Source organism: Sphingopyxis sp. 22461, from assembly GCF_052044915.1.
In the GTDB taxonomy this organism is placed as follows: Bacteria; Pseudomonadota; Alphaproteobacteria; order Sphingomonadales; family Sphingomonadaceae; genus Sphingopyxis.
In genome coordinates this window covers 228,141-248,146 of record NZ_JBQENY010000005.1, presented here as the reverse complement: position 1 = coordinate 248,146, position 20,006 = coordinate 228,141, and the positions used below count along the sequence as shown (strand labels likewise).

20 protein-coding genes are annotated in these 20,006 nt (G+C 65.6%); 9 read left to right on the top strand and 11 right to left on the bottom strand.

Going from position 1 to position 20,006, the window contains the following annotated elements; translation table 11 throughout:
- The first annotated feature begins 42 nt into the window (after positions 1 to 42).
- Positions 43 to 198 (top strand): hypothetical protein, encoded by a 156-nt coding sequence (locus ACTJI5_RS10640; protein WP_440860267.1) that lies wholly within the window; start codon positions 43 to 45, stop codon positions 196 to 198.
- 69 nt (positions 199 to 267) lie between these two features.
- Here ACTJI5_RS10640 and ACTJI5_RS10635 read toward each other — a convergent pair whose 3' ends face one another.
- Together ACTJI5_RS10635 and ACTJI5_RS10630 are read right to left on the bottom strand one after the other, a co-directional pair.
- On the bottom strand, positions 268 to 2,757 hold the full coding sequence (locus tag ACTJI5_RS10635; RefSeq protein WP_440860266.1) for a TonB-dependent receptor: 2,490 nt from the start codon (positions 2,755 to 2,757) through the stop codon (positions 268 to 270).
- 90 nt (positions 2,758 to 2,847) lie between these two features.
- The gene (locus tag ACTJI5_RS10630) at positions 2,848 to 3,018 is read right to left on the bottom strand and encodes a YezD family protein (RefSeq protein WP_081940683.1); all 171 of its coding nucleotides are present in this window, start codon (positions 3,016 to 3,018) and stop codon (positions 2,848 to 2,850) included.
- A 204-nt stretch (positions 3,019 to 3,222) separates the two neighbouring features.
- Here ACTJI5_RS10630 and ACTJI5_RS10625 point away from each other — a divergent pair, with 204 nt between their 5' ends.
- The 4 genes from ACTJI5_RS10625 (at position 3,223) to ACTJI5_RS10610 (ending at position 7,867) form a co-directional block, all read left to right on the top strand.
- Positions 3,223 to 4,227 carry an NAD(P)H-dependent flavin oxidoreductase gene (locus tag ACTJI5_RS10625; protein ID WP_137893436.1) on the top strand — a complete coding sequence of 335 codons (1,005 nt, stop codon included), beginning with the start codon at positions 3,223 to 3,225 and terminating at the stop codon, positions 4,225 to 4,227.
- A gap of 31 nt (positions 4,228 to 4,258) precedes the next feature.
- Positions 4,259 to 4,981 carry a hypothetical protein gene (locus tag ACTJI5_RS10620; protein WP_440860265.1) on the top strand — a complete coding sequence of 241 codons (723 nt, stop codon included), beginning with the start codon at positions 4,259 to 4,261 and terminating at the stop codon, positions 4,979 to 4,981.
- Positions 4,982 to 5,068: 87 nt separating this feature from the next.
- A complete protein-coding gene (gene ptsP / locus ACTJI5_RS10615; RefSeq protein ID WP_058537176.1) occupies positions 5,069 to 7,369 on the top strand; it encodes a phosphoenolpyruvate--protein phosphotransferase in 2,301 nt (766 codons plus the stop codon).
- An 81-nt stretch (positions 7,370 to 7,450) separates the two neighbouring features.
- Positions 7,451 to 7,867 carry a GFA family protein gene (locus tag ACTJI5_RS10610; protein ID WP_137894325.1) on the top strand — a complete coding sequence of 139 codons (417 nt, stop codon included), beginning with the start codon at positions 7,451 to 7,453 and terminating at the stop codon, positions 7,865 to 7,867.
- On the opposite strand, the gene ACTJI5_RS10605 is transcribed toward ACTJI5_RS10610, so the two are convergent.
- The 6 genes from ACTJI5_RS10605 to ACTJI5_RS10580 form a co-directional block, all read right to left on the bottom strand.
- Positions 7,868 to 9,289 carry a serine hydrolase domain-containing protein gene (locus ACTJI5_RS10605; RefSeq protein WP_440860264.1) on the bottom strand — a complete coding sequence of 474 codons (1,422 nt, stop codon included), beginning with the start codon at positions 9,287 to 9,289 and terminating at the stop codon, positions 7,868 to 7,870.
- Positions 9,219 to 9,572, bottom strand: coding sequence for an MmcQ/YjbR family DNA-binding protein (locus ACTJI5_RS10600; protein ID WP_440860263.1), 354 nt, complete (start codon positions 9,570 to 9,572; stop codon positions 9,219 to 9,221). The genes ACTJI5_RS10605 and ACTJI5_RS10600 overlap by 71 nt, the downstream gene beginning before the upstream one ends.
- Positions 9,573 to 9,585: 13 nt before the next feature.
- Positions 9,586 to 10,332, bottom strand: coding sequence for a hypothetical protein (locus ACTJI5_RS10595; protein ID WP_310255388.1), 747 nt, complete (start codon positions 10,330 to 10,332; stop codon positions 9,586 to 9,588).
- A 76-nt stretch (positions 10,333 to 10,408) separates the two neighbouring features.
- Positions 10,409 to 11,728, bottom strand: a complete 1,320-nt coding sequence (locus tag ACTJI5_RS10590) for a replication-associated recombination protein A (RefSeq protein ID WP_156419767.1) — start codon at positions 11,726 to 11,728, stop codon at positions 10,409 to 10,411.
- A 7-nt stretch (positions 11,729 to 11,735) separates the two neighbouring features.
- Positions 11,736 to 12,893, bottom strand: a complete 1,158-nt coding sequence (locus tag ACTJI5_RS10585; protein ID WP_058537179.1) for a glycosyltransferase family 4 protein — start codon at positions 12,891 to 12,893, stop codon at positions 11,736 to 11,738.
- 44 nt (positions 12,894 to 12,937) lie between these two features.
- Entirely contained in the window at positions 12,938 to 13,999 is a 1,062-nt protein-coding gene (locus ACTJI5_RS10580; protein WP_440860262.1) for a hypothetical protein, read from the bottom strand.
- Positions 14,000 to 14,175: 176 nt separating this feature from the next.
- Here ACTJI5_RS10580 and ACTJI5_RS10575 point away from each other — a divergent pair, with 176 nt between their 5' ends.
- On the top strand, positions 14,176 to 14,895 hold the full coding sequence (locus tag ACTJI5_RS10575; RefSeq protein WP_058537181.1) for a hypothetical protein: 720 nt from the start codon (positions 14,176 to 14,178) through the stop codon (positions 14,893 to 14,895).
- 9 nt (positions 14,896 to 14,904) lie between these two features.
- Here the strand turns inward: ACTJI5_RS10575 and ACTJI5_RS10570 are convergent, their stop codons facing one another.
- From ACTJI5_RS10570 to ACTJI5_RS10560, 3 genes are all read right to left on the bottom strand, one after another.
- Positions 14,905 to 15,843 carry a hemolysin family protein gene (locus ACTJI5_RS10570; RefSeq protein WP_058537182.1) on the bottom strand — a complete coding sequence of 313 codons (939 nt, stop codon included), beginning with the start codon at positions 15,841 to 15,843 and terminating at the stop codon, positions 14,905 to 14,907.
- 18 nt (positions 15,844 to 15,861) lie between these two features.
- Positions 15,862 to 16,368 carry an rRNA maturation RNase YbeY gene (gene ybeY / locus ACTJI5_RS10565; protein ID WP_440860261.1) on the bottom strand — a complete coding sequence of 169 codons (507 nt, stop codon included), beginning with the start codon at positions 16,366 to 16,368 and terminating at the stop codon, positions 15,862 to 15,864.
- Between the two features lie 166 nt (positions 16,369 to 16,534).
- Positions 16,535 to 17,473 carry a LysR substrate-binding domain-containing protein gene (locus tag ACTJI5_RS10560; RefSeq protein WP_440860260.1) on the bottom strand — a complete coding sequence of 313 codons (939 nt, stop codon included), beginning with the start codon at positions 17,471 to 17,473 and terminating at the stop codon, positions 16,535 to 16,537.
- 88 nt (positions 17,474 to 17,561) lie between these two features.
- Here ACTJI5_RS10560 and ACTJI5_RS10555 point away from each other — a divergent pair, with 88 nt between their 5' ends.
- From ACTJI5_RS10555 to ACTJI5_RS10545, 3 genes are read left to right on the top strand one after another with little or no spacing between them, the layout of a single operon-like run.
- Positions 17,562 to 18,635, top strand: coding sequence for a hypothetical protein (locus ACTJI5_RS10555; RefSeq protein ID WP_440860259.1), 1,074 nt, complete (start codon positions 17,562 to 17,564; stop codon positions 18,633 to 18,635).
- Position 18,636: 1 nt separating this feature from the next.
- On the top strand, positions 18,637 to 19,524 hold the full coding sequence (locus ACTJI5_RS10550; RefSeq protein WP_440860258.1) for a TolB family protein: 888 nt from the start codon (positions 18,637 to 18,639) through the stop codon (positions 19,522 to 19,524).
- Positions 19,514 to 20,005 carry an anthrone oxygenase family protein gene (locus ACTJI5_RS10545; protein ID WP_440860257.1) on the top strand — a complete coding sequence of 164 codons (492 nt, stop codon included), beginning with the start codon at positions 19,514 to 19,516 and terminating at the stop codon, positions 20,003 to 20,005. Before ACTJI5_RS10550 ends, ACTJI5_RS10545 begins: the two co-directional genes overlap by 11 nt.
- Position 20,006 lies beyond the last annotated feature (1 nt).

The window sequence follows — 20,006 nt, the reverse complement described above, 5'->3', positions numbered from 1 at the left end:
ATGCCGCATGACTATGTTTTGCGCGGCAAAAGGAGATGGAAAGTGGCTAACACCCCCAACCAGCCGAATGAAAAGAAACCGCAGGCGGACCGCGACGAAGAGCAGCGCCGCCAGCAACAGCAGCAGGGCGGCCAAGACCGCCAGCCCGGCAGCGACCAGCGTCCCGATCAGGGCCGCCAGAACCCGCAGCAGCGCTGACACAGGCTGCATGAGAAAGGGGCGGCCCGCGGGCCGCCCCTTTTCATTTGGGCGCTGATAATTGGAGACTCAGAAGCTCGCCTTGATCGTCCCGCCCCACGTCCGCGGGTCGCCCGGCAGGCCGACGATCAAACCGGTGTTGCCCGGCCCGACGCTTAGCTGGTCGAGATATTTCTTGTCGAACGCGTTGCGGACCCAGCCAAAGATGTCGATGCCGTTCTCGGTGCGGAAACCCGCGCGGAAGTTCGACAGCGAATAGCCCTCGATCCAGGTGTAGGCCGACGGCGACGGGTTCGACGAGAAGCGCGACCGGTAGCTGCCGTCATATCCCAGATAAAATTGGCCATCCTGCCCGAACAGCTTCGATTCGGCGTTCGCTTCGGCCCCGAAAGAAAAAGCCCATTTCGACACGCCCGGCAGGCGCTGGCCCGAAATGTCGCAATTCGCGGGGCTGAGCCCCGGCCGGCCGGGCGCACCCGGCGTCTGCCCCGCGCCGACGGTGGTGCCGCCCGAAAGTTCGGGGGGGCACGGCGCGTCGACGAAGCGCTTGTATTTGGCGTCGGTGTAGGCGCCGTTGACATAGGAACGGAACCGTTCGCTCGGCCGCGCCGAAAAGTCGAACTCGACGCCTTGCGTCCGCACCTTGCCCGCATTGGCGAGATAGCCGCGCAGCACCCCGAACTGGCCATTGTTCACATTGGCCTGATAATTTTTGATGTCGGTGCGGAAGGCGGTGAGATTCAGCGTCACCTCGCGGTCGAGGAATTCGGCTTTCACGCCCGCTTCATAATGGTTGACCGATTCGGGCTTCACCGTTGCCGCGTCGAGGATCGGGTTGTTCGCGGCGTCGCTCGGTACGCCATTCTGGTTGATGCCGCCCGATTTGAACGTCTTGGCATAGGTGGCGTAAAACAGCAGATCCTGCGTCGCCTTGTACGTCGCGGTCAGGTCATAGCTGAAGTTCCAGTCGCTGAACGACGGCGATATTTCCTGCGGCGCGAATACGCCGAGCCGCGCGACGGTGATCGCGTCGGTCGGACCGAAAACGACGGGGGTGCCATCGCCCGCAAAAACGCGGCGCTGATAGAATCCGTCCTTCTTGTCATAGTTCAGGCGAACGCCCGGCTGGATCGTGAACTGGTCGGTGACCTTCCAGCTGACCTGACCGAACAGCGCCGCACTGGTGTTCTTCAGATATTGGGTGTTGATCGCGGTCAGCCCGTTCAGCACCGCCGGATTGTTGGCGAGCGCGCTGGTCGGGTTGAGCGTCCAGCGGCTCGACGCCGGGCCGTGCGCCTCGGTGCCCTGCGTGTCGATGCGCTGGTAATAATAGAAGCCGCCGAGCACGAAATCGAAGCGGTCGCCGGTGTAATTGTAACGCAATTCCTGCGTATACTGGTCCTGCTGCGACGGGTTTTGCGACTTGGTGACGATCGGCAGGCCCGTGAAATCGCGGTCGTTTTCGGGCTGCCAGTCCCAATAACGCCATGCGGTGACCGAGGTCAGCGTGCCGGGGCCGATGTCCCATTTGACGCGCAGCGCGGCGCCGCCGATCTCGTTGCCGGCATTGAGGTTCGCGTCGAGGTCGGTCAGCCGGTCATAGGGATTGGTGCTGGGCACCACATAGCCCTGCGCCGCCGCGAGCGCGGCATATTGACGGTTCAGCGGACGCTGCGTCGCGCCGGTACGGACGAATACCGAACTGCAGCACACCGCGTCCTGCTTGTTCCAGTCGCCGGAAAGGGTAACGCTGAGGTCGTCGTTCGGCTGCCACAGCAATTGCCCGCGAATGCCGATATTGTCCTGGCTCTGGGTCCAACGGTCGCTGGTGACGTTATAGATCGTGCCGCGGCGGCTGGTCGACGACACCGCGATGCGCGCCGCAAGCGTGTCCGACAGCGGGCCCGAGATCGCGGCCTTCGCCTGTTTGAAATTGAAATTGCCGATGCTGACCTCGGCCTTGCCCTCGAAATCGAAGGTCGGCTGGTTGGTCGTGATGTTGATCGCGCCGGCCGTGGTGTTCTTGCCATAAAGCGTGCCCTGCGGCCCGCGCAGCACCTCGATCTGCGCGACATCGAGGAAGTCGAAGGTCGAAGAGGCGACCCGCGAATAATAGACGTCGTCGACATAGATGCCGACGCCCTGTTCGATCCCGTCGTTGGTCAGGCCGAACGGGGCACCGATGCCGCGGATGTTGACCGCCGTGTTGCGCGGGTTCGACGAGTAGAATTGCAGGGTCGGCGCCAGCTGGGTCAGGCGGCCGACGTTGAAGCTGCCCGTATTGTCGATCTGTTCGCCCGCGACGACCGAGATGGCGATCGGGACGTCCTGCGCGGTTTCCTGGCGGCGGCGTGCGGTGACGATGATTTCGCCGCCATAGCTGCCGCCCTCGGCCTGCGCTGCGGCATCGTCAGCGGCCGCCGACGTTGCCGCCCCGGCATCGTCGGACGCCGCAGCCTCATGCGCCGCGGCGGGCGTCGCGGCGCACGCGAGCAAGAAGGACAAGGTAAGCGACGAGGCCCGCACGCGGCGGCGGACCGAAGGATATTTCGCAGTCATGGGTCATTTCCTGTTGCAAAGAAATCACCACATCCGGCGGTCCGGTCTGCGGCAAGTGGGGACGCATGTCCCCTTTGGGAGCTCAAAAATTCAGTTGGGGTAGCGGTGCCGCTCGGTCACATCGACCTGCACAAGACGGCCCTCATGCACGGTCAGCTGGATCGCACCGAACTTCAGCTTGTCGAGTGCTTCGAGCACGGTCTGAATGGCGCGCGGCACGTCTTCGGAGCCGCCTTTGGCGACTTCGTTGATAGCGCTCATGATATTTCCTTTCCCTCGTGGATTCGCCGGCCAAGCATATGCCAAGTAATTTAGTAGACAATGATTGATTTGCTTTCTGCGCCGAAAGGTTGGGTTGTTGCGCCAAACGGACCGCGGCGAACGGATTCAAGTGTGCGACAGGCGGACCGGCGCAACGACGCTAGGGATTGCGCGCGAGTCCCAGTGCTGGCAAAGGCTGGCTCAATGAGCAAAATTAACGATCTGATGGCCCGCGGAACCGAGCTTCTCGGCAGCGACTACGCCATTCTCTGCGGTGCGATGAGCTGGGTTTCCGAACGCCATCTGGTCAGCGCGATCAGCAATGCCGGCGGGTTCGGCGTGATCGCGTGCGGCGCGATGACGCCCGAGCTTCTCGACACCGAAATCGCGGCGACCAAGGCGCTGGCAAAGCGCAATTTCGGCGTCAACCTGATCACGATGCACCCGCAGCTCTTCGAACTGATCGACGTGTGCGCGAAGCATAAGGTCGGCCATGTCGTGCTCGCGGGCGGGTTGCCGCCCAAAGGCAGCCTCGAGGCGATCAAGGCATCGGGCGCGAAGGTCATCTGTTTCGCCCCGACGCTCGCGCTCGCGAAGAAGCTCGTCCGTTCGGGCGTCGATGCGCTGGTGATCGAGGGGATGGAGGCCGGCGGCCATATCGGCCCGGTGTCGACGAGCGTGCTGGCGCAGGAAATCCTGCCCACCCTGGCCGATGAGGTTCCGGTCTTTGTCGCGGGCGGGATCGGCCGCGGCGAAGCGATCGCCGCCTATCTGGAGATGGGCGCATCGGGGGTCCAGCTCGGCACACGCTTCGTCTGCGCGACCGAGAGCATCGCGCATCCCAATTTCAAAAAGGCGTTCATGCGCGCGTCGGCGCGCGAAGCCATCGCGAGCGTCCAGATCGACCCGCGCCTGCCCGTGATTCCGGTCCGCGCGCTCAAGAATGCGGGGACCGAAGCCTTCACCGCCAAGCAGCGCGAAGTCGCGAACAAGCTCGACAAGGGCGACGTCGACATGATGGAAGCGCAGCTTGAAATCGAGCATTATTGGGCGGGCGCGCTGCGCCGCGCGGTGATCGACGGCGACGTCGAAAATGGTTCGTTAATGGCAGGGCAATCTGTCGGTATGGTATCCGAAGAAGAGAGCGCCGCAGCAATCGTCGCATCTCTGGTGCAACAGGCCGAAGCGGCGTTGCACGCTCGGGGTTGATCCCGCATAATATGCGGATGGGGAGTGGGTCATGAATTTGTCGCGTAAGATCATCGTAGCCGGTCTGCTGGCGAGCGTCGCCGCCTGTGCGCCGAAGCCCCCGCCGCCTCCCCCGCCCCCGCCGCCGCCCGTCGCGGTCGTCATCCCGCCGCGGCCGATGCCGCCGGGCAATGCTGCAGTGACGCAGATACTGCCCGGCCGCGGGATCGACGGGCGCTTCGTCACCGCGAACAGCGGCGTGACCGGCGACCGTGCCTTCTGGCAGCTCAAGATCGGCCTCAACGTCGCCGCCATCGGCTGCCGCGGGCTCGAGGAAACGACGCTTATTTCGGCGTACAACAACATCATCAAGACGCACGGCAAGGTGATCAAGTCGACCGAGAAGAGCGTCATCACCCAGCTCGGCAAGGAAAATAAGAACAACGGCATCGCGCCGCGCGACCGCCTGTCGACGCAGCTGTTCAACTATTTCGCGCAGCCGCCGGCGCAGCGCGGTTTCTGCGCGCGCGCCAACGAGATCGCGCAGGTCGTGTCGTCGACCCCGACCGCGCAGCTCGTCGAACAGGCACCCGCACATCTCGCGCGGCTCGACGAGCCGTTCAACGAATTTTATCAGGCCTATGCCCAGTATCAGGTCGACGCCGTCGCGTGGGATGCGAAATATGCGCCGAGGCCGGCGATCATGAACATCCCGGCGCCAGTATCGCCGGTCGGACCGACCGCTTCCGTGACTGTTCCGCCGGGTAACCACTGACGCCGGCTTCGAACGGCATCGGAATCAATTCGACAATCGCGCGCGGGGTATTGGCGCGCACCGCATCCTTCTGTTAGCAGGATTGCGATGACCAACGCCCCGCCACCGCCCTCGTCGGCCGCCCAGTCGGCGCGCACCATCCTGACCCGGTTGCACGAGGTCATGGCATCGCGTTCCAATGCGCAGGGCAAGCTCAATCAGGTCGTCGGCATTATCGGCGAATGCCTCGATAGCGAGGTCTGTTCGATCTACCTGCTGCGCGATGGCGCGCTCGAACTTTATGCGACCCGGGGGCTGAAGCAGGAGGCGGTGCACGTCACGCGCCTCGGCCTTGGCGAAGGGCTGGTCGGCATGATCGCCGACCAGATCGAGACGCTGAACCTCGACGAAGCCGCCGCGCACCCCGACTTTTCCTATCGCCCCGAAACCGGCGAAGAATTGTTCCACAGCTTTGCCGGCGTGCCGATCATCCGCCGCGAGCGCGCGGTCGGCGTGCTGTGCGTCCAGCACAGCGATCCGCGCCGGTATGACGATATCGAGATCGAAACGCTGCAGACGGTCGCGATGGTGCTGTCCGAACTGATCGCCAACGCCGACCTGGTCGATACCGCCGCGCGCACCGACGCCGCCGCCGCCGATCAGTCGGCGCAGCGACTGAACGGCCAGAAGCTGGTCGACGGCATGGGCGCCGGGGTCGCGGTGTTCCACCAGCCGCGCATCACGATCGAGCACACCGTCGCCGACGATACCGAGGCCGAACGACACCGCGTCTATGCCGCGTTCGACAAGATGCGCGAGCAGATCGACCGCATGGCGAGCTCGGCCGATTTCGGCGTCGGCGGCGAGCATGAGGAGGTCATCGAGACCTACAAGATGTTCGCCTATGACGAGGGATGGTCGCGCCGGATCAACGAGGCGATCGACAGCGGCCTGACCGCCGAGGCGGCGATCGAACGCGTCCAGCAGCGCACCCGCATGCGGATGCGCCAGATCGACGATCCGCTGCTGCGCGACCGCATGCACGATCTGGAAGATCTGTCGAACCGGCTGATCCGCATCGTGTCGGGGCAGATGGGCACCGCGGCGCAGATGGGCGGACTGCGGCAGGATTCGATCCTGATCGCGCGCAACCTCGGCCCCGCCGAGCTGCTCGAATATGACCGCCGCCGCCTGAAGGGTGTCGTGCTCGAGGAAGGATCGCTGACGGCGCACGTGATCATCGTCGCGCGCGCGATGGGGGTGCCGGTGATCGGCCGCGTCGCCGACGTGCGCGCGTCGATCCGCGAAGGCGATCTGCTGCTGCTCGATTCGGCGGCGGGATCGGTGCACGTCCGGCCGACGCAGGCGGTGCAGGATGCGTTCGACGCCAAGCTGGAGATTTCGCAAAAGCGCCGCGCCAACCTCGCGTCGCTGCGCGATCTGCCCGCGGTCACCAAGGACGGCGTACCGATCGAGTTGATGATCAACGCGGGCCTCCGCGAAGACGTCGCCGCGCTCGACCTGACCGGCGCGCGCGGGATCGGGCTGTTCCGTACCGAATTCCAGTTCCTTGTGTCGGCAACCTTGCCCTCGCGCGACCGCCAGCAGCGGCTCTATCGCGACGTGCTCGACGCCGCCGGCGACCGGCCGGTGATCTTTCGCACCGTCGACATCGGCGGCGACAAGGCGCTGCCCTATATGAATGTCGAGGGCAGCGCGCAGGAAGAAAATCCGGCGATGGGCTGGCGCGCGCTGCGCCTGGCGCTCGAGCGCGAAGGACTGCTGAAGGTCCAGGCGCGCGCACTCATGGAGGCGGCCGCGGGGCGCACGCTCAACGTCATGTTCCCGATGGTGTCCGAACCCTGGGAATATGAGGCCGCGCGCAACCTGTTCGTCGGCCAGCGGGCGTGGCTTGCAAGCCACAACAAGAAATTGCCGGTCGCGATCCGCTATGGTGCGATGCTCGAAGTGCCGGGCCTGCTCGAAACGCTCGACCTGATGCTGCCGCACCTCGACTTCCTGTCGGTCGGCACCAACGACCTGACGCAGTTCCTGTTCGCCGCCGACCGCGCGCACCCGCGGCTCGCCGAACGCTATGACTGGCTGTCGCCAACGGTCATGCGTTACCTCGCGCGCGTCGTGCGGACGGTTTCGGGATCGAAGGTCGCGCTCGGCGTGTGCGGCGAAATGGGCGGCCGCCCGCTCGAGGCGATGGCGCTGCTCGGCGTCGGCATCGAACGCCTGTCGATCACCCCCGCCGGCGTCGGCCCGGTGAAGGCGATGATCCGCTCGCTCGACCTCGGCGCGCTGCGCGCCGACATGGCGGCGATCCTGGCCCAGCCGTCATCCGACCCGCGCGGCCAGTATCAGGCATGGGCGCAGCAGCATCAGGTCGATCTGGGCGATTAAGCCGATTTTGGCCGGCACCGCCATTGTCACGGCGCATATGTTTATGTTATGTTCTCCACTCGATTCCTCGAGGAGAGAGTGATGAGCGAGCAAGCCCCCCGTGCCAGCGGCCAATGCCATTGCGGCGCGATCCGCTATTCGATGACCACCGCGGTCCAGCATCATGCGCTGTGCCATTGCAGCGACTGCCGCCGCCATTCGGGCGCACCGCTCGTCGGCTGGGCGCTCGTCGGAAACGATGAGATCGAGATCGATGGCACGGCGAAGGTCTACGCCTCGTCCGAGCATGGCCGCCGCCATTTCTGCGCCGATTGCGGCACCGGGCTCTTCTATTCGAACGAGGCGATCTTTCCGGGCCAGATCGACGTGCAGACGGCGACGCTCGACGATCCCGACCTCATCCCCGCGCAGGCGCAGATCCAGACCGCCGAGCGCATCGGCTGGATGGAAAAGCTGAACGACCTGCCCGCGTTCGAGCGCTACCCGCCCTTCGAATAATCAGCTGTCGGCGGCGACGACCGCCTTGACGAGCTTTGCGATGTCGAGCCGGGTCTTGTCGTCGTCATAACCCTGCCGCACGATCACCAGTTCGCGCGACGGGATGACGATGACATATTGGCCGCGGTTGCCAAAGCCGCCGAAGGCATCGGCGGGCACGCCCTCCGACTTATTGAGCAGCCAGAAGCCCGCACCATAGCCGAACGCGCCGTCGGGCTGCGGCCCGCTGGGCGTCGTGACGAAGCGGCGCCAGTCGGCGGGGAGCAGGCGCTCGCCCTGCCACATCCCGTCGTTCTGATAAAGGAGGCCAAGCCGCGCGAGGTCGCGCGCCGTCGTCCACACCTGGCTCGACAGGATATAGTCGCCATCCTTGTCATGTTCGACGAAGGTGCGCGTCATGCCGAGCCGGTCGAAGAAGGCGGCGGGGTCGAGCGGCGTACCCGCCTTTTGCAGCGCCGCCTTCAGCGACAGCGTCGCGAGCAGCGTGTCGTTGTTCGCATAGCGATAATGCGTGTTCGGCGGATTGAGCAGCGGCCATTGCGTGGTCCACTGGCGCACCGAAGCGCCGCCCATATAGATGGCATCGCTGCGGTTGCCCGCGGTGTCGCTGATGAGGCCGCTCGCCATACGCATCAGCTGTTCGGTGGTGATCGCCGCGCGCGGATCGCCCGGCGACTGCCATTCGGCGATCAACGCGGGCTTCGTCACGTCGATCGCGCCTTGCTGCACCGCATGGCCGATCAAGGTCGCGGCCATCGATTTGGCGACCGAGAAAGTGCGCTGCGCGGTGTGGATATCGTGCCCGCCCCAATAATGTTCGAATGCGATCCGGCCGCTCTTGACGATCAGCAGCGAACTGGTGCGGCCGCCGAAACTGTCGATGTTTGTGGCCGTGTCGGCGAACCGGCTCTTGCCCTTCGGCGCCGGCCGGCGCGCATCCTTGTCGCCGATCGGCCACGGCCGGGCGTCGAGGTCAGCGCGGCGGTCGGTGGCGGGCATCGCCGCCGGCTGCGCGCCGATCGGCAGGGTGACGCAGCCCTCGCGCCCGCTCCATTCCGCGATCCGCGGCGGCATGTCGTCGCGATAGCGCACGCTCACCCGCTTCGCCCCGGCGTCGACATCGGCCTTCAGCGCACGGACATCGGCCTCGATCTCGGGGTAGATGCCGGTGAGTTCGTCGCGTTCGATCGCCTCGACCGGTTTGCCCGCGCCGTTCCACAAGGACGAGCAGACGAAGGCCGCGCGATAGCCCGCCGCCCATGCGCGGTTCAGCTCGGCATTGGGTTTCGGCGCCTGCGCCGCTGCGGGCACGGCACCGGCAAGGAGCGCAGCGCCGAGGACGCGCAGCAGGTCAGGGGCGATCGCCGAAAGCCTGCCGCTGCGCTTTCTTTGCGCGATCCCACCAGGCCCGGCGGATGACATCGGCGACGCGATCGGGATCGTCCGATCCGAAGCGGACGAGCAGCGCATGCCAGCCTTCATAATGGGGTGTTTGCCAGAAGGTGTCGGGATCGGTTTCAAGCAGGATTTCCTTTTCGTCGGGCTTGCACATCACGGCGAAGCTGCCGGACTCGCGCCCCGGCGAGGCGAGCGCCTTGCTGTTGAGCTTCGGACAGGGGGTGCCATAAAAGGAAAGCATTTCGACATCGGGAAGCGCACACGCGAACGCGACCACATCGTCCCAGCTGTCGAAAGTCAGCGCCATATCCCGGTGCAGATCAGTCTTCCAATGTCCCGGCGGTGACCTCTATGTCGCGCCCCAGTGGCTGCATGGGCTGGAAGCGAAGGCGCGTCAACACCAGCCGGTCGCCCTGAATATCGAGATCGTAGAAGGCGTTGCCGCCGCGCGGGCAGCACTCGCCGTCGCCGTCGCGCGCCACAGGCACCAAAGCAAACATCTCATCGAAGGCGAATTGCGCCGGACCGCGGAGCCAATAGCCCGTCGGCAGCAGCTTGCCGCCCTGCTCCGACCAGTCCGACAGGTCGACGCGGCGCCATCTGGGAGCAGCGGCGTCGCTGACGAACAGCGCATCGGCGTTGCCGCCGCCGCTGCCGGCGAGCGTGCCGCCGACATGGATCAGCCGGCGCTTGCCATCGTCCACCACCAGATCGGGCGTCCCGATCGATCCCGAGCTTTCGGCGAACCCCGCAAGCGCCGCCTTCCCTGCCTTGTCCTGCGACAGCAGCACAAGCATCCGCGCCTGCGGCCCGTCGCGCGGCGCGAGGAGCATTTTCTGCCAGAGCAAGCTGGTGCCGGGATCGCGGCCGTTGATCCGTCCGCTCGCTTCGACGCTGCATTTCCCGCCGAAGTCGTAGAGGCATCGCTGCGCGATATTGGTGACGCGCGCGCGGGTCAGCGCGATCTTCGCCGTCACCTCCGCGGCGGTGCATTTGGTTTCAATCGTGCCGCCTGGACAGGACAGGATCGGTGTCGCTGCAGCGGCAAGGACAAGCGCCAATGCCATGATGACTACCCCAGTTCCGGCGCGACCCGACTTGTCCCAAAACTATACTCATGCGCCCATCGAGGCAAGGCCGGCGTCAGCCCTTCGCGCGGCGCCGTTCGTCCCACCAGGCGAGGCGTTCGGCGATCCGCTTTTCGAAACCGCGGTCGACGGGGCGATAGAAATCGGCCGGCGCCATATCGTCGGGCCAATAATTGTCGCCCGAAAAGCCGTCGGGCGCATCATGGTCGTAGCTGTAGCCCTCACCATAACCCAAGTCTTTCATCAGCTTGGTCGGGGCGTTGAGGATATTGGCGGGCGGCGCGAGGCTGCCGGTTTCGCGTGCCGCCGCCCATGCCGCTTTCTGTGCCGCATAGGCGGCGTTCGACTTGGGCGCCGTCGCGCAATAGAGGCACGCCTGCACGATCGCGAGTTCGCCTTCGGGCGAGCCGAGGAACTGATAGGCATCCTTGGCGGCGAGGCACTGTACCAGCGCTTGCGGGTCGGCGAGGCCAATATCTTCGCTCGCGAAGCGGACGATCCGGCGCAGGACATAAAGCGGCTCCTCGCCCGCGACGAGCATGCGCGCGAGCCAATAGAGCGACGCCTGCGGGTCCGATCCGCGCAGCGCCTTATGCAGCGCCGAGATCAGATTATAATGGCCGTCGCGATCCTTGTCGTAGACGGGCATGCGGCGATGCAGGAACTGCGCGAGTTCGGCAGGGTCGAGCGGCGCATCGATCGCCGTCGCGAACAAGGTTTCGACCTGGTTGAGCAGGAAGCGGCCGTCGCCATCGGCGCTGGAGATCAACGCCGCTCTGGCGTCGTCGGTGACGGGAAGGCTGCGCCTGACCTCGGCCTCGGCGCGCTCGACCAGCGTTGCCAGCGCCTCTTCACCCAAACGGCCCAGCACCAGCACCTGCGCCCGCGACAGCAGCGCCGCATTGAGCGCGAAGCTCGGGTTCTCGGTCGTCGCGCCGACGAGCACGACGGTGCCGCGTTCGACATAGGGCAGGAAGCCGTCCTGTTGCGCGCGATTGAAGCGATGAATCTCGTCGACGAACAGCAGGGTGCGCTTGCCCGCCGCTGCCATCTTCTCTGCATCGGCAAAGGCTTGCCGGAGGTCGGCGACGCCCGAGAAGACCGCCGACAGCGGCGCAAAGCGCATACCGACGGCTTCGGCGAGCAGCCGCGCGATCGTCGTCTTACCCGTGCCCGGCGGACCCCAAAGGATGATCGACGACAATTGGCCCGCCGCGACCATACGGCCGATCGCGCCTTCGGGACCGGTCAGATGTTCCTGCCCGACGACATCGGCGAGCGTGCGGGGTCGCAGTCGCTCGGCGAGCGGCACGGGCCCGGTAGCGGCGCCTTCGCGCTGCGCCGGTGCATCCTCGCCGAACAGGTCCCCGGCCATCGGACGCTCAGCTCCGGCGCCGCTGTTTCTGGCGGATCAGGCGGATATAGGTGTCGGCGACCGCCTGGTTGATCGCATCCCACTGATAGGAGCCGCTTTCGAGCACCGCCGCCGCGCCATGTTCGGCGCGCAGCTGGATATCGCGGCAATAGCGCTCGAGATGGTCGGCGAAGCTCGTGATCGAGCCGGGCGCGACGAGGTAACCGGTCTGCCCATGCTTGACGATGCTGGCGCTGCCGGTCGCGCGCGCCGCGACGACGGGCAGGCCGCACGCCATCGCTTCGAGGGTCACATTGCCGAACGTCTCGGTCACCGACGGGTTGAAGAAAATGTCGCACGAGGCGAGCGCATGCGCGAGATCGGCGCCGCCCTGGAAGCCGACGAAATTGGCGTTGGGCAGGCGCGATTCGAACCATTCGCCGGCGGGACCCTCGCCGATCACGACAACCTTGTGCGGCACGCCGCGCCGCTGAAGCACGTCGATGGCGTCGGCAAAGACGTCGAGCCCTTTTTCCATCACCAGCCTGCCGAGGAAGGCGATCGCGGGCACATCGTCTTCGATCCCGAGCGAGCGGCGCCATGCCATGTCGCGGCGGGCGGGATTGAAAACCGACTGCTCGACGCCGCGGGTCCAGATGCCAATGTCGTAGTTCATCCGCTGTTCGCGCAGCACCTGCGCAAAGCTTTCGGACGGCGCGATCAGCGCATCGCATTTGCGGTAAAGCTTGCGCAGCCAGGCGACCATAACGGGTTCGAGGAACGACAGATTATAATAGCGGACATAGGTTTCAAAGCGCGTGTGCACCGAACAGGCGACCGGCAGCCGCCGGCGCCGCGCCCACGCCGCCGCCTGCCGCGCGACGCGGTCGGGACTGGAGATATGGACGATATTGGGCGCGAAATTGACGATGTCTTCGCGGACACGCGACGAAAAAGACACCGGAACGCGATATTCGCTGCGGCCCGGAATCGCGATCGACGGCACGCTGACCAGATCGCCCGTCGGCTCGAAAGCGGGGTGGGCGACGGTCGGCGAATAGACGCGCACCGCGGCGCCATGGTCCTGAAGATAGCCGACCAGACGGTTCAGCGCCTTGTTCGCGCCGTCGGTGGTCATATTATAATTGCCGCTGAACAGGGCGATGCGAAGGTCGGAGACGTCCATCGCGCCTGCGCTAATCCCCTTGCGGTGCAAACGCAACGCCGCCGTCAGGCCATGATGCTATAGGGTTCGCCCGGTTTCGAACGGCACATGCGTTTCGAGACGCGCGTCTCTTCGCCCTCGACAATGGCAATGTCGGTGATCGACAGGCATTTGCTGCCATTGGGCTCGGTGTTGAGCGCGGTGATCGTCGATGATCCCGCCACGCCTTCGCGCGTCGGGCTCGTCCAGTTGGCGGTCGCGCCGACCTCTTCCTTTTTCGTGACCGCCACGGTCGCCTCGGCGGCGACTTTCTGCTCTTTTTCGTCGAGCTGGCAGGCGATTTCGGCGACGAGCACTGCGCCGACCAGTCCCGACACAAGCGTACCCACGCCCTTGAGCCCCACGGCGCTGCCCGCGACGCCGCCGAGCAGCCCGCCCAGCGCGCCGCCCCGCTTGCGCGCCTTCTTGCATTTCGGATCGGGGGCGTCGCTGCTGGCGCGCTTCGTCTCGTCGCTTTTCTTTTTGGACGGCGCCCCTGTGGCTTCGGGCGCGGCGACTTTGACGGCGGAGGCGGGAACCGGATAGCCGTTGCAGCCGGTGTTGAAGCAGAACCGGTCGGCCAGATAGGCGCGATCGGTCTGATACTGCGCCTCCAGCCCGCGATAGGCGGCGAGGTTCGCGCCCTCGGGATCGGAGGCGGCGTGTTCCGCCATCACGGCTTTATAGAAACGGTCCTGGGTCGCCGGAGAATAGCGCATATTGCCCCCGACCCTGGCCGTATAAAGCGACGACAACGCATTTTGATAGACGATCATCGCCTCGCGATACGGAAGCATCTTTTGCGTATAATAGGTGTCGATCGCCGCCGTGCAGCGGTTGATCGCAGCCGCTTTGTCGAACGGCGCGTCGATCTTTTTATAATCCTCGCGGCACCTGGGGTAGCTGCGTGTGTCGAGCACAGGTCGATCGGGGAGAGCGGGCAGTGCAGGTTCGGCGACCGGCGCCGGGACAAAGGCCTTGTCGCCTTCGCTCGGCGCGCTTTGCCAGGCCGCGGCGACAGCGCTGCTCGACAGCAGCACCAAAAAAATGGCGCCGATCCCTGACCGATATCGCAGTTTTGCCCGCATATCTGACTCCCATCCCTTGTCTCCAAGGCTAAGCCCGAATGGACGGCCTCACAAGCGGGGTCAATGACGCGGATCACACCGCCAAATGCCCATGCCGTGATATTGTTTTGGCCGTGGCGATGACATAGCATGATCGCATCTGCGGTTAGGGGTCCGCCTTATGTGGGGATGATCGTATGAACCATTGGATCAAATCGGTCACAGCGCTTGTCGGGGCGCTCGTATGCACCGCCGCGACGCCGCCCGGCATGGACCCCGACAATCCGACCTGCCCCGCCAATCCCAGCTGGTCGGACTATAAGACGATGGTACTGACCCCGTTCCAGCGCAGCGGCGAAACCGTGCTGCTGGCCGAGGGCCGCGTCGATAGCGAGCTTCCGGCGCGGCTCGAAAAGGTGCTGACCGACAATCCGTCGATCAGCGAAATCTGGATCCGGTCGCCGGGCGGGGATGCGCGCGCCGGCAATGCCGCGGGATTGCTGATCCGCAAGTTCAGCAAGGAGCGCCAGATGGTGACCCGCATTCCGTCGGGGTGGACTTGTTTCAGCGCGTGCAATTTCGTCTTCATGGGCGGCCGCGCGCGCACGATCGACCCGGGCGGATATTTCATGGTCCATATGTTCACGATGACCGGCGACAAGAACGCCATTCAGTCGAGCGTCGCGATGGGCGCCGAGTCCACCACCGAGCTGATCAGCGACGTCGAGCGGGAGGCGGCGCTGATGGCGACCGAGGATAACGACCTGCTCATCCGCCTCGATGTCTCGCGCGACCTGCTGTCCGATATCATGTACCGGCAGAAAGCGATCGCGACCGGGGAAGACCGGTCGACACGGCGATGCCTGACGCGGAAAGAGGCGCTCAAATATAATGTGGTCAACATCGATCCGGATTAGCGGAAGAACCTAGTCCCCGGTTTCCGACGGCGCTTCCAGATCGACGACCACCGGCGGGTGGAGGCGCAGGCGGTGGACGCGGCGCTCGTCGGCCTCGATGACCTCGATGCGCCAGCCGCTCGGGTGGACGAGGATTTCGCCGACCTCGGGGACATGGCCCGCGAGCACGGCGGCGAGGCCGCCCAGCGTGTCGACATCTTCCTCGATCTCGGCGAGCCGCGGGTCGATCGCCTCGCCGACGTCGTCGAGCTCGGCGCGCGCGTCGGCTTCCCAGCAACCGCCCTCGCCCGGCGCGAACAGCGCGGTTGGCTCGTCGTCATGCTCGTCCTCGATCTCGCCCACGATTTCCTCGACCAGATCCTCGATCGTCAGCAGCCCCTCGGTGCCCGAATATTCGTCGATGACGATCGCCAGATGCGTACGTTTCGCGCGCATTTCGGCGAGCAGGTCGAGCACGCCCATCGATTGCGGGACGTAAAGCGGCTGGCGAATGAGGTCGAGCAAGGGCGGCGGGGTGCGCCCTTCGGCGAGCACCGCGAACACGTCCTTGACGTGGATCATGCCGACGACTTCGTCGAGATTCTCGCGGTAGACCGGCAGGCGGCTGTGCCCGGCTTCGGCGAAGGACGCGACGATCTCGGCAAAGCTCGCGCTTTCGGGGATCGCGATGATGTCGGCGCGCGGCACCGCGACATCGTCGACGGTCTGTTCGCCGAAGTGGAGCAGGTTGCGCAGCATCTTGCGCTCGATCTGCGACAGGTCGCCGACGACGCTGCTGCCGCGCCGTTCCTGCCCCTCTTCCTCGGCCTCGTCGATGACCTCTTCGATCTGCTCGCGCAGCGACGGTTCCTTGTCGCCGCCGAACAACAGATTCTTCAGCCCGGACAATAGTCCGGGTCTACTACTGTCCTCTTCCGATCGGCTCGAAGATCCCTGGTCGTCGGGCATGTGCGTGTCGTTTCCCTGCTAGTCGAGTTCCGCATATGGATTGGCGATGCCCAGCGATGCAAGCGCTTTCACCTCAAGCGCCTCCATCGCCACGGCTGAGTGATCGTCCATATGGTCGTAACCGACGAGATGCAGCGTGCCGTGGACGATCAGATGCGTCGCGTGATCGGGAAGCGAAATCCCCTTCTCCTCCGCCTCGCGCGCGCAGGTTTCGCGCGCGAGCACGATGTCGCCGAGCAGGATTTCGCCATCGTCGCTGTTCGCGAGGCTTTCGAGCAGATCCTCCTGGACCTGCGGAAAGGAGAGAACGTTGGTCGGCTTGTCCTTGCCGCGAAAATCGCGGTTGAGCGTGTGGACCTCCGCATCGTCGGTCAGCCGCACCGACACCTCGACGAGCGGCGCGGCGTCGGCAAGCTCGGCATAGGGCGTCAGCGCGAGCGCGGCGGCGACCGCCTCGCCCGCCCGCACCTCCCAGTCGAGCGGATCGGGCCACGGCGTCGCGGCGTGGGTTTCGACGCTCAGCATCGGATCGGCTCGGCGCAAAAATCGGCAGAAAACTGGGTAACTTCACACTGGAATCGCATATATTGTCCGGGAGACGGGGCGCCAACGGCGCGAATGGGGCAAGGGCGTGTCATCGCCGCCACGCTATCGCGCCACGATTTTGTAGGACAGCGATATTTGCTCATGGTCACGGCTCAAGGATGATTGCATCGCTGATATGGGTCTGCGCAGCCGCCACCTCGGCGGTCGCCGCTTCTGCTAGCCAATCGCGAAAGTGCGCGATCTTTTGGCTCTGCAGCCGCGCGACGGGATAGACGAACCAGAAGGCGCGGCCGTCGCCCGCGACGAGGTCGTGCGCGGGCACGAGGCGGCCGGCGGCGATTTCGTCGCGGAACAGGATCGGCGAGCCGATCGCGATCCCGTGCCCCGCGATCGCGGCGGCGATATCCATATGCTCGGCGGCGAGGCTGGTGCCGAAGCGGTCGGGTGGCGGCCCCGGGGCGACGCCGAGCGCGCGATACCACAGTCCCCACCAGTCGGGCCGGCCGAGCAGCGGGACAGCGAGCGCTTTGCCCGGATTCTCCAGCCCGGCGGCCGCGACCTTCAGTGCGGGCGCGCAAAGCGGCATGAACAGGACGGGGAACAATCGGACGCTTCTGAGGCCGCGCCAGTCGCCGAGACCGTGGCGGATCGCGGCGTCGAAACGGCCATCGCCGAGCGCCTGCGGCTCGGCCGAGAGTTCGAGTTCGATCGCGATGTCGGGATGGCGCGCGCGGAACAGCCCAAGCCGCGGGGTGAGCCAGCTCGTCCCGAAGGTCGGGAGCGTCGTCAGCGACAGCCGTGCCTCGTCCCGGTCCTGCGCCTTTACGAAGCTCGCATGCAGCGCCGCGAAGGCGGCCGTCGCCTCGCGCGCGATCGCGGCGCCGGCGGCGGTCAGCACGACCTTGTGCGGATGACGGACGAACAGATGCAGCCCGGTCTGCTGTTCGAGCTGGCGGACATGGTAGCTGACCGACGCGGCGGTGGTGCCGAGTTCCTGCGCGGCGCGGGCAAAGCTTTCGAGCCGCGCAGCGGCTTCGAAGGCGCGGATCGAGGGCAAGGGCGGAAGCTTGTCGGTGCGAACCATAAATATGACTTAGCCTCTACAGCCATTCTTCGCATCCTCAAAGCGTCGCGCGCGGAGCAGACCAAGCCACCCATTCGCTGGAGGCCCGATGACCCATCTTCCCACTTCGCTCGACCGCCGCCGCCTGATCGAAACGATGATCCTCGCCGGTGGCGCGGCGGCTTTCGGCGCGCCCGCATGGGGGCACGACGCGCATCATCGCGACTGGCAATGGCTGGTCGGCAATTGGGACGTCTGGCACCGGCGGCTCAAGGAACGGCTCGCGGGCAGCGACGACTGGGCCGAATTCGGCGGCAGGAGCGCGTGCTGGCTGACGCTGGGTGGGCTCGGGACGATCGACGACAATATCCTCGATTTGCCGGACGGCGAATATCGCGGCTTCACCATCCGCGCCTTCGACCCCGCGACGCGGCGATGGGCGATCTGGTGGGTCGACGGCCGCAACCCGACGCATATCGACCCGCCCGTGATCGGACGGTTCGACGGCAACGAAGGCGTCTTTACGGGGCACGACACGTTCAAGGGACAGGAGATCGCCGTCCGCTTCCGCTGGCACGAGGTCCACGGCCCGCGCCCGCATTGGGACCAGGGGTTTTCGACCGACGGCGGCAAAACGTGGGAGATCAACTGGCGCAACTATTTTACCCGCACCGGCGCAACGCCAAAGCCATTGCCGATGCTCGCGGAAAAGGCGCCAAATGCGGACGACTTCGCTTTTCTCGTCGGCGCATGGAAAGTCAGGCACCGCAAGCTGAAGACGCGGCTCGCCGGAAGCCGCGACTGGATCGATTTCGACGGGACGCTGGTGAACTGGCCCGTGCTCGGCGGGCGCGGTAACGTCGGCGACAATGTGATGAACTTTCCCGGCGCGCCGTTCCGCGGGGTCGGCATCCGCACGCTCGATCCGGCGACGGGCGAATGGCTGAGCTGGTGGCTCGACGGGCGCAGTCCGACGAGCATCGCGCCGCCGGTGCGCGGCGGCTTTGCGGGCGGGGTCGGCACCTTTATCGGCGACGACAGTTTCGAGGGGCGGCCGATCAAGACGCGCGTTTTATGGTCGCGCATCACCGCGACCTCGGCGCGCTGGGAGCAGGCATCGTCGGCCGACGGCGGCCAGAGCTGGGAGACCAACTGGATCAGCGATTTCGAACGGACGGCGTGAGATGGCGGCATTTGCCCTCGCGCTTTCGCTGCTCGCCGCGGCGCCCGCGGTCGAGATCGTCGTCGAGGCCGAGCTGTTCGCGCCGGGGATCGCCTCGACCGGTCATTCGGACATTCGCCTGACGATCAGCCCCGACGGTCGAACCGCTTTGTGGTTCAGCCGCGACCGGCCCGGCGGGCCCGGCGGCTACGACATCTGGATCGCACGCCGCGAGGGAAACGAGTGGGCGCCCGCGACGCCGGTTTCGTTCAATTCGCCGGGGCGCGATTTCGACCCCGCTTTCTCGCGCGACGGACGCTTCGTCTATTTCTGTTCGGACCGGCCCGGCGGGATGGGCAAGGATGACCTCTACCGCGTTGCCGTGACCGCAAAGGGGTTCGGCACGCCCGAAAATCTGGGGCCGCAGGTCAATAGCGCGGCGAACGAATATGCGCCGATGCTGTCGCCCGACGGCCGGCGGCTGCTGTTTTCGAGCGACCGGCCGGGCGGCGCGGGGCGCCACGACCTTTACACCGCGCAACCGAAAGCGCGCGGCTTTGCCGCCGCCGTGCCGCTGCCCGGCGCAATCAACACCCCCGCCGACGAATTCGACGCGAGCTTTCTCGCCGACAGCCGGACCTTGGTCTTCGCGCGCGCGCCGAGCATGAAGGACGATCGCATCGACCTGTTCGCCGCGACATCGCAGAGTGGCCGCTACGGTGCGGGAATGATATTACCCCTCGCGGTGAACGATCCGGTCAAGGACAGTTATGGGCCGATGCTCGACTGGTCGGCACCGGACCGGCTGACCTTTTCGAGCCAGCGGGGAGGAGCGCAATCGATGGAATTGTACCGCATCACCTATCGCCTTGTATCGAAGAAGATTTCGGGAGGGCAGCATGGCCGATAATCTTTTGACCGGCCTCAGCTTCGCCGCCGCGGGCGGCGCGGCGCTGGTCGGCGGGGTCTTCTTCGGCTTTTCCAGCTTCATCATGGCCGGGCTTGGACGGCTCGCGCCCGAGCAGGGCGCGAGTGCGATGAATTCGATCAACGTCACGGTGATCAACCCGGCCTTCATGACCGCATTGTTCGGCACCGGGCTGCTGTGCCTGATCGCGGCGGCGATGGCGCTGGGATCGCTCGGTTCGCTCGACGGCAAGCTGATCCTCGCCGCGGCGCTGCTCTATGTCATCGGCTGCGACGGGGTCACGATGGCGCTGAACGTCCCGCTCAACAATGCGCTCGCCAGGGCGCCGGTCGGCACGCCCGAGGGCGCGGCGCTGTGGACGCGTTATCTCAAGGATTGGACCTTCTGGAACTCGGTCCGCACCGCGGCGAGCTTTGCCGCCGCGATCCTGTTCGTCGCCGCGGGGGTATGCCGCGCCGCCTGAG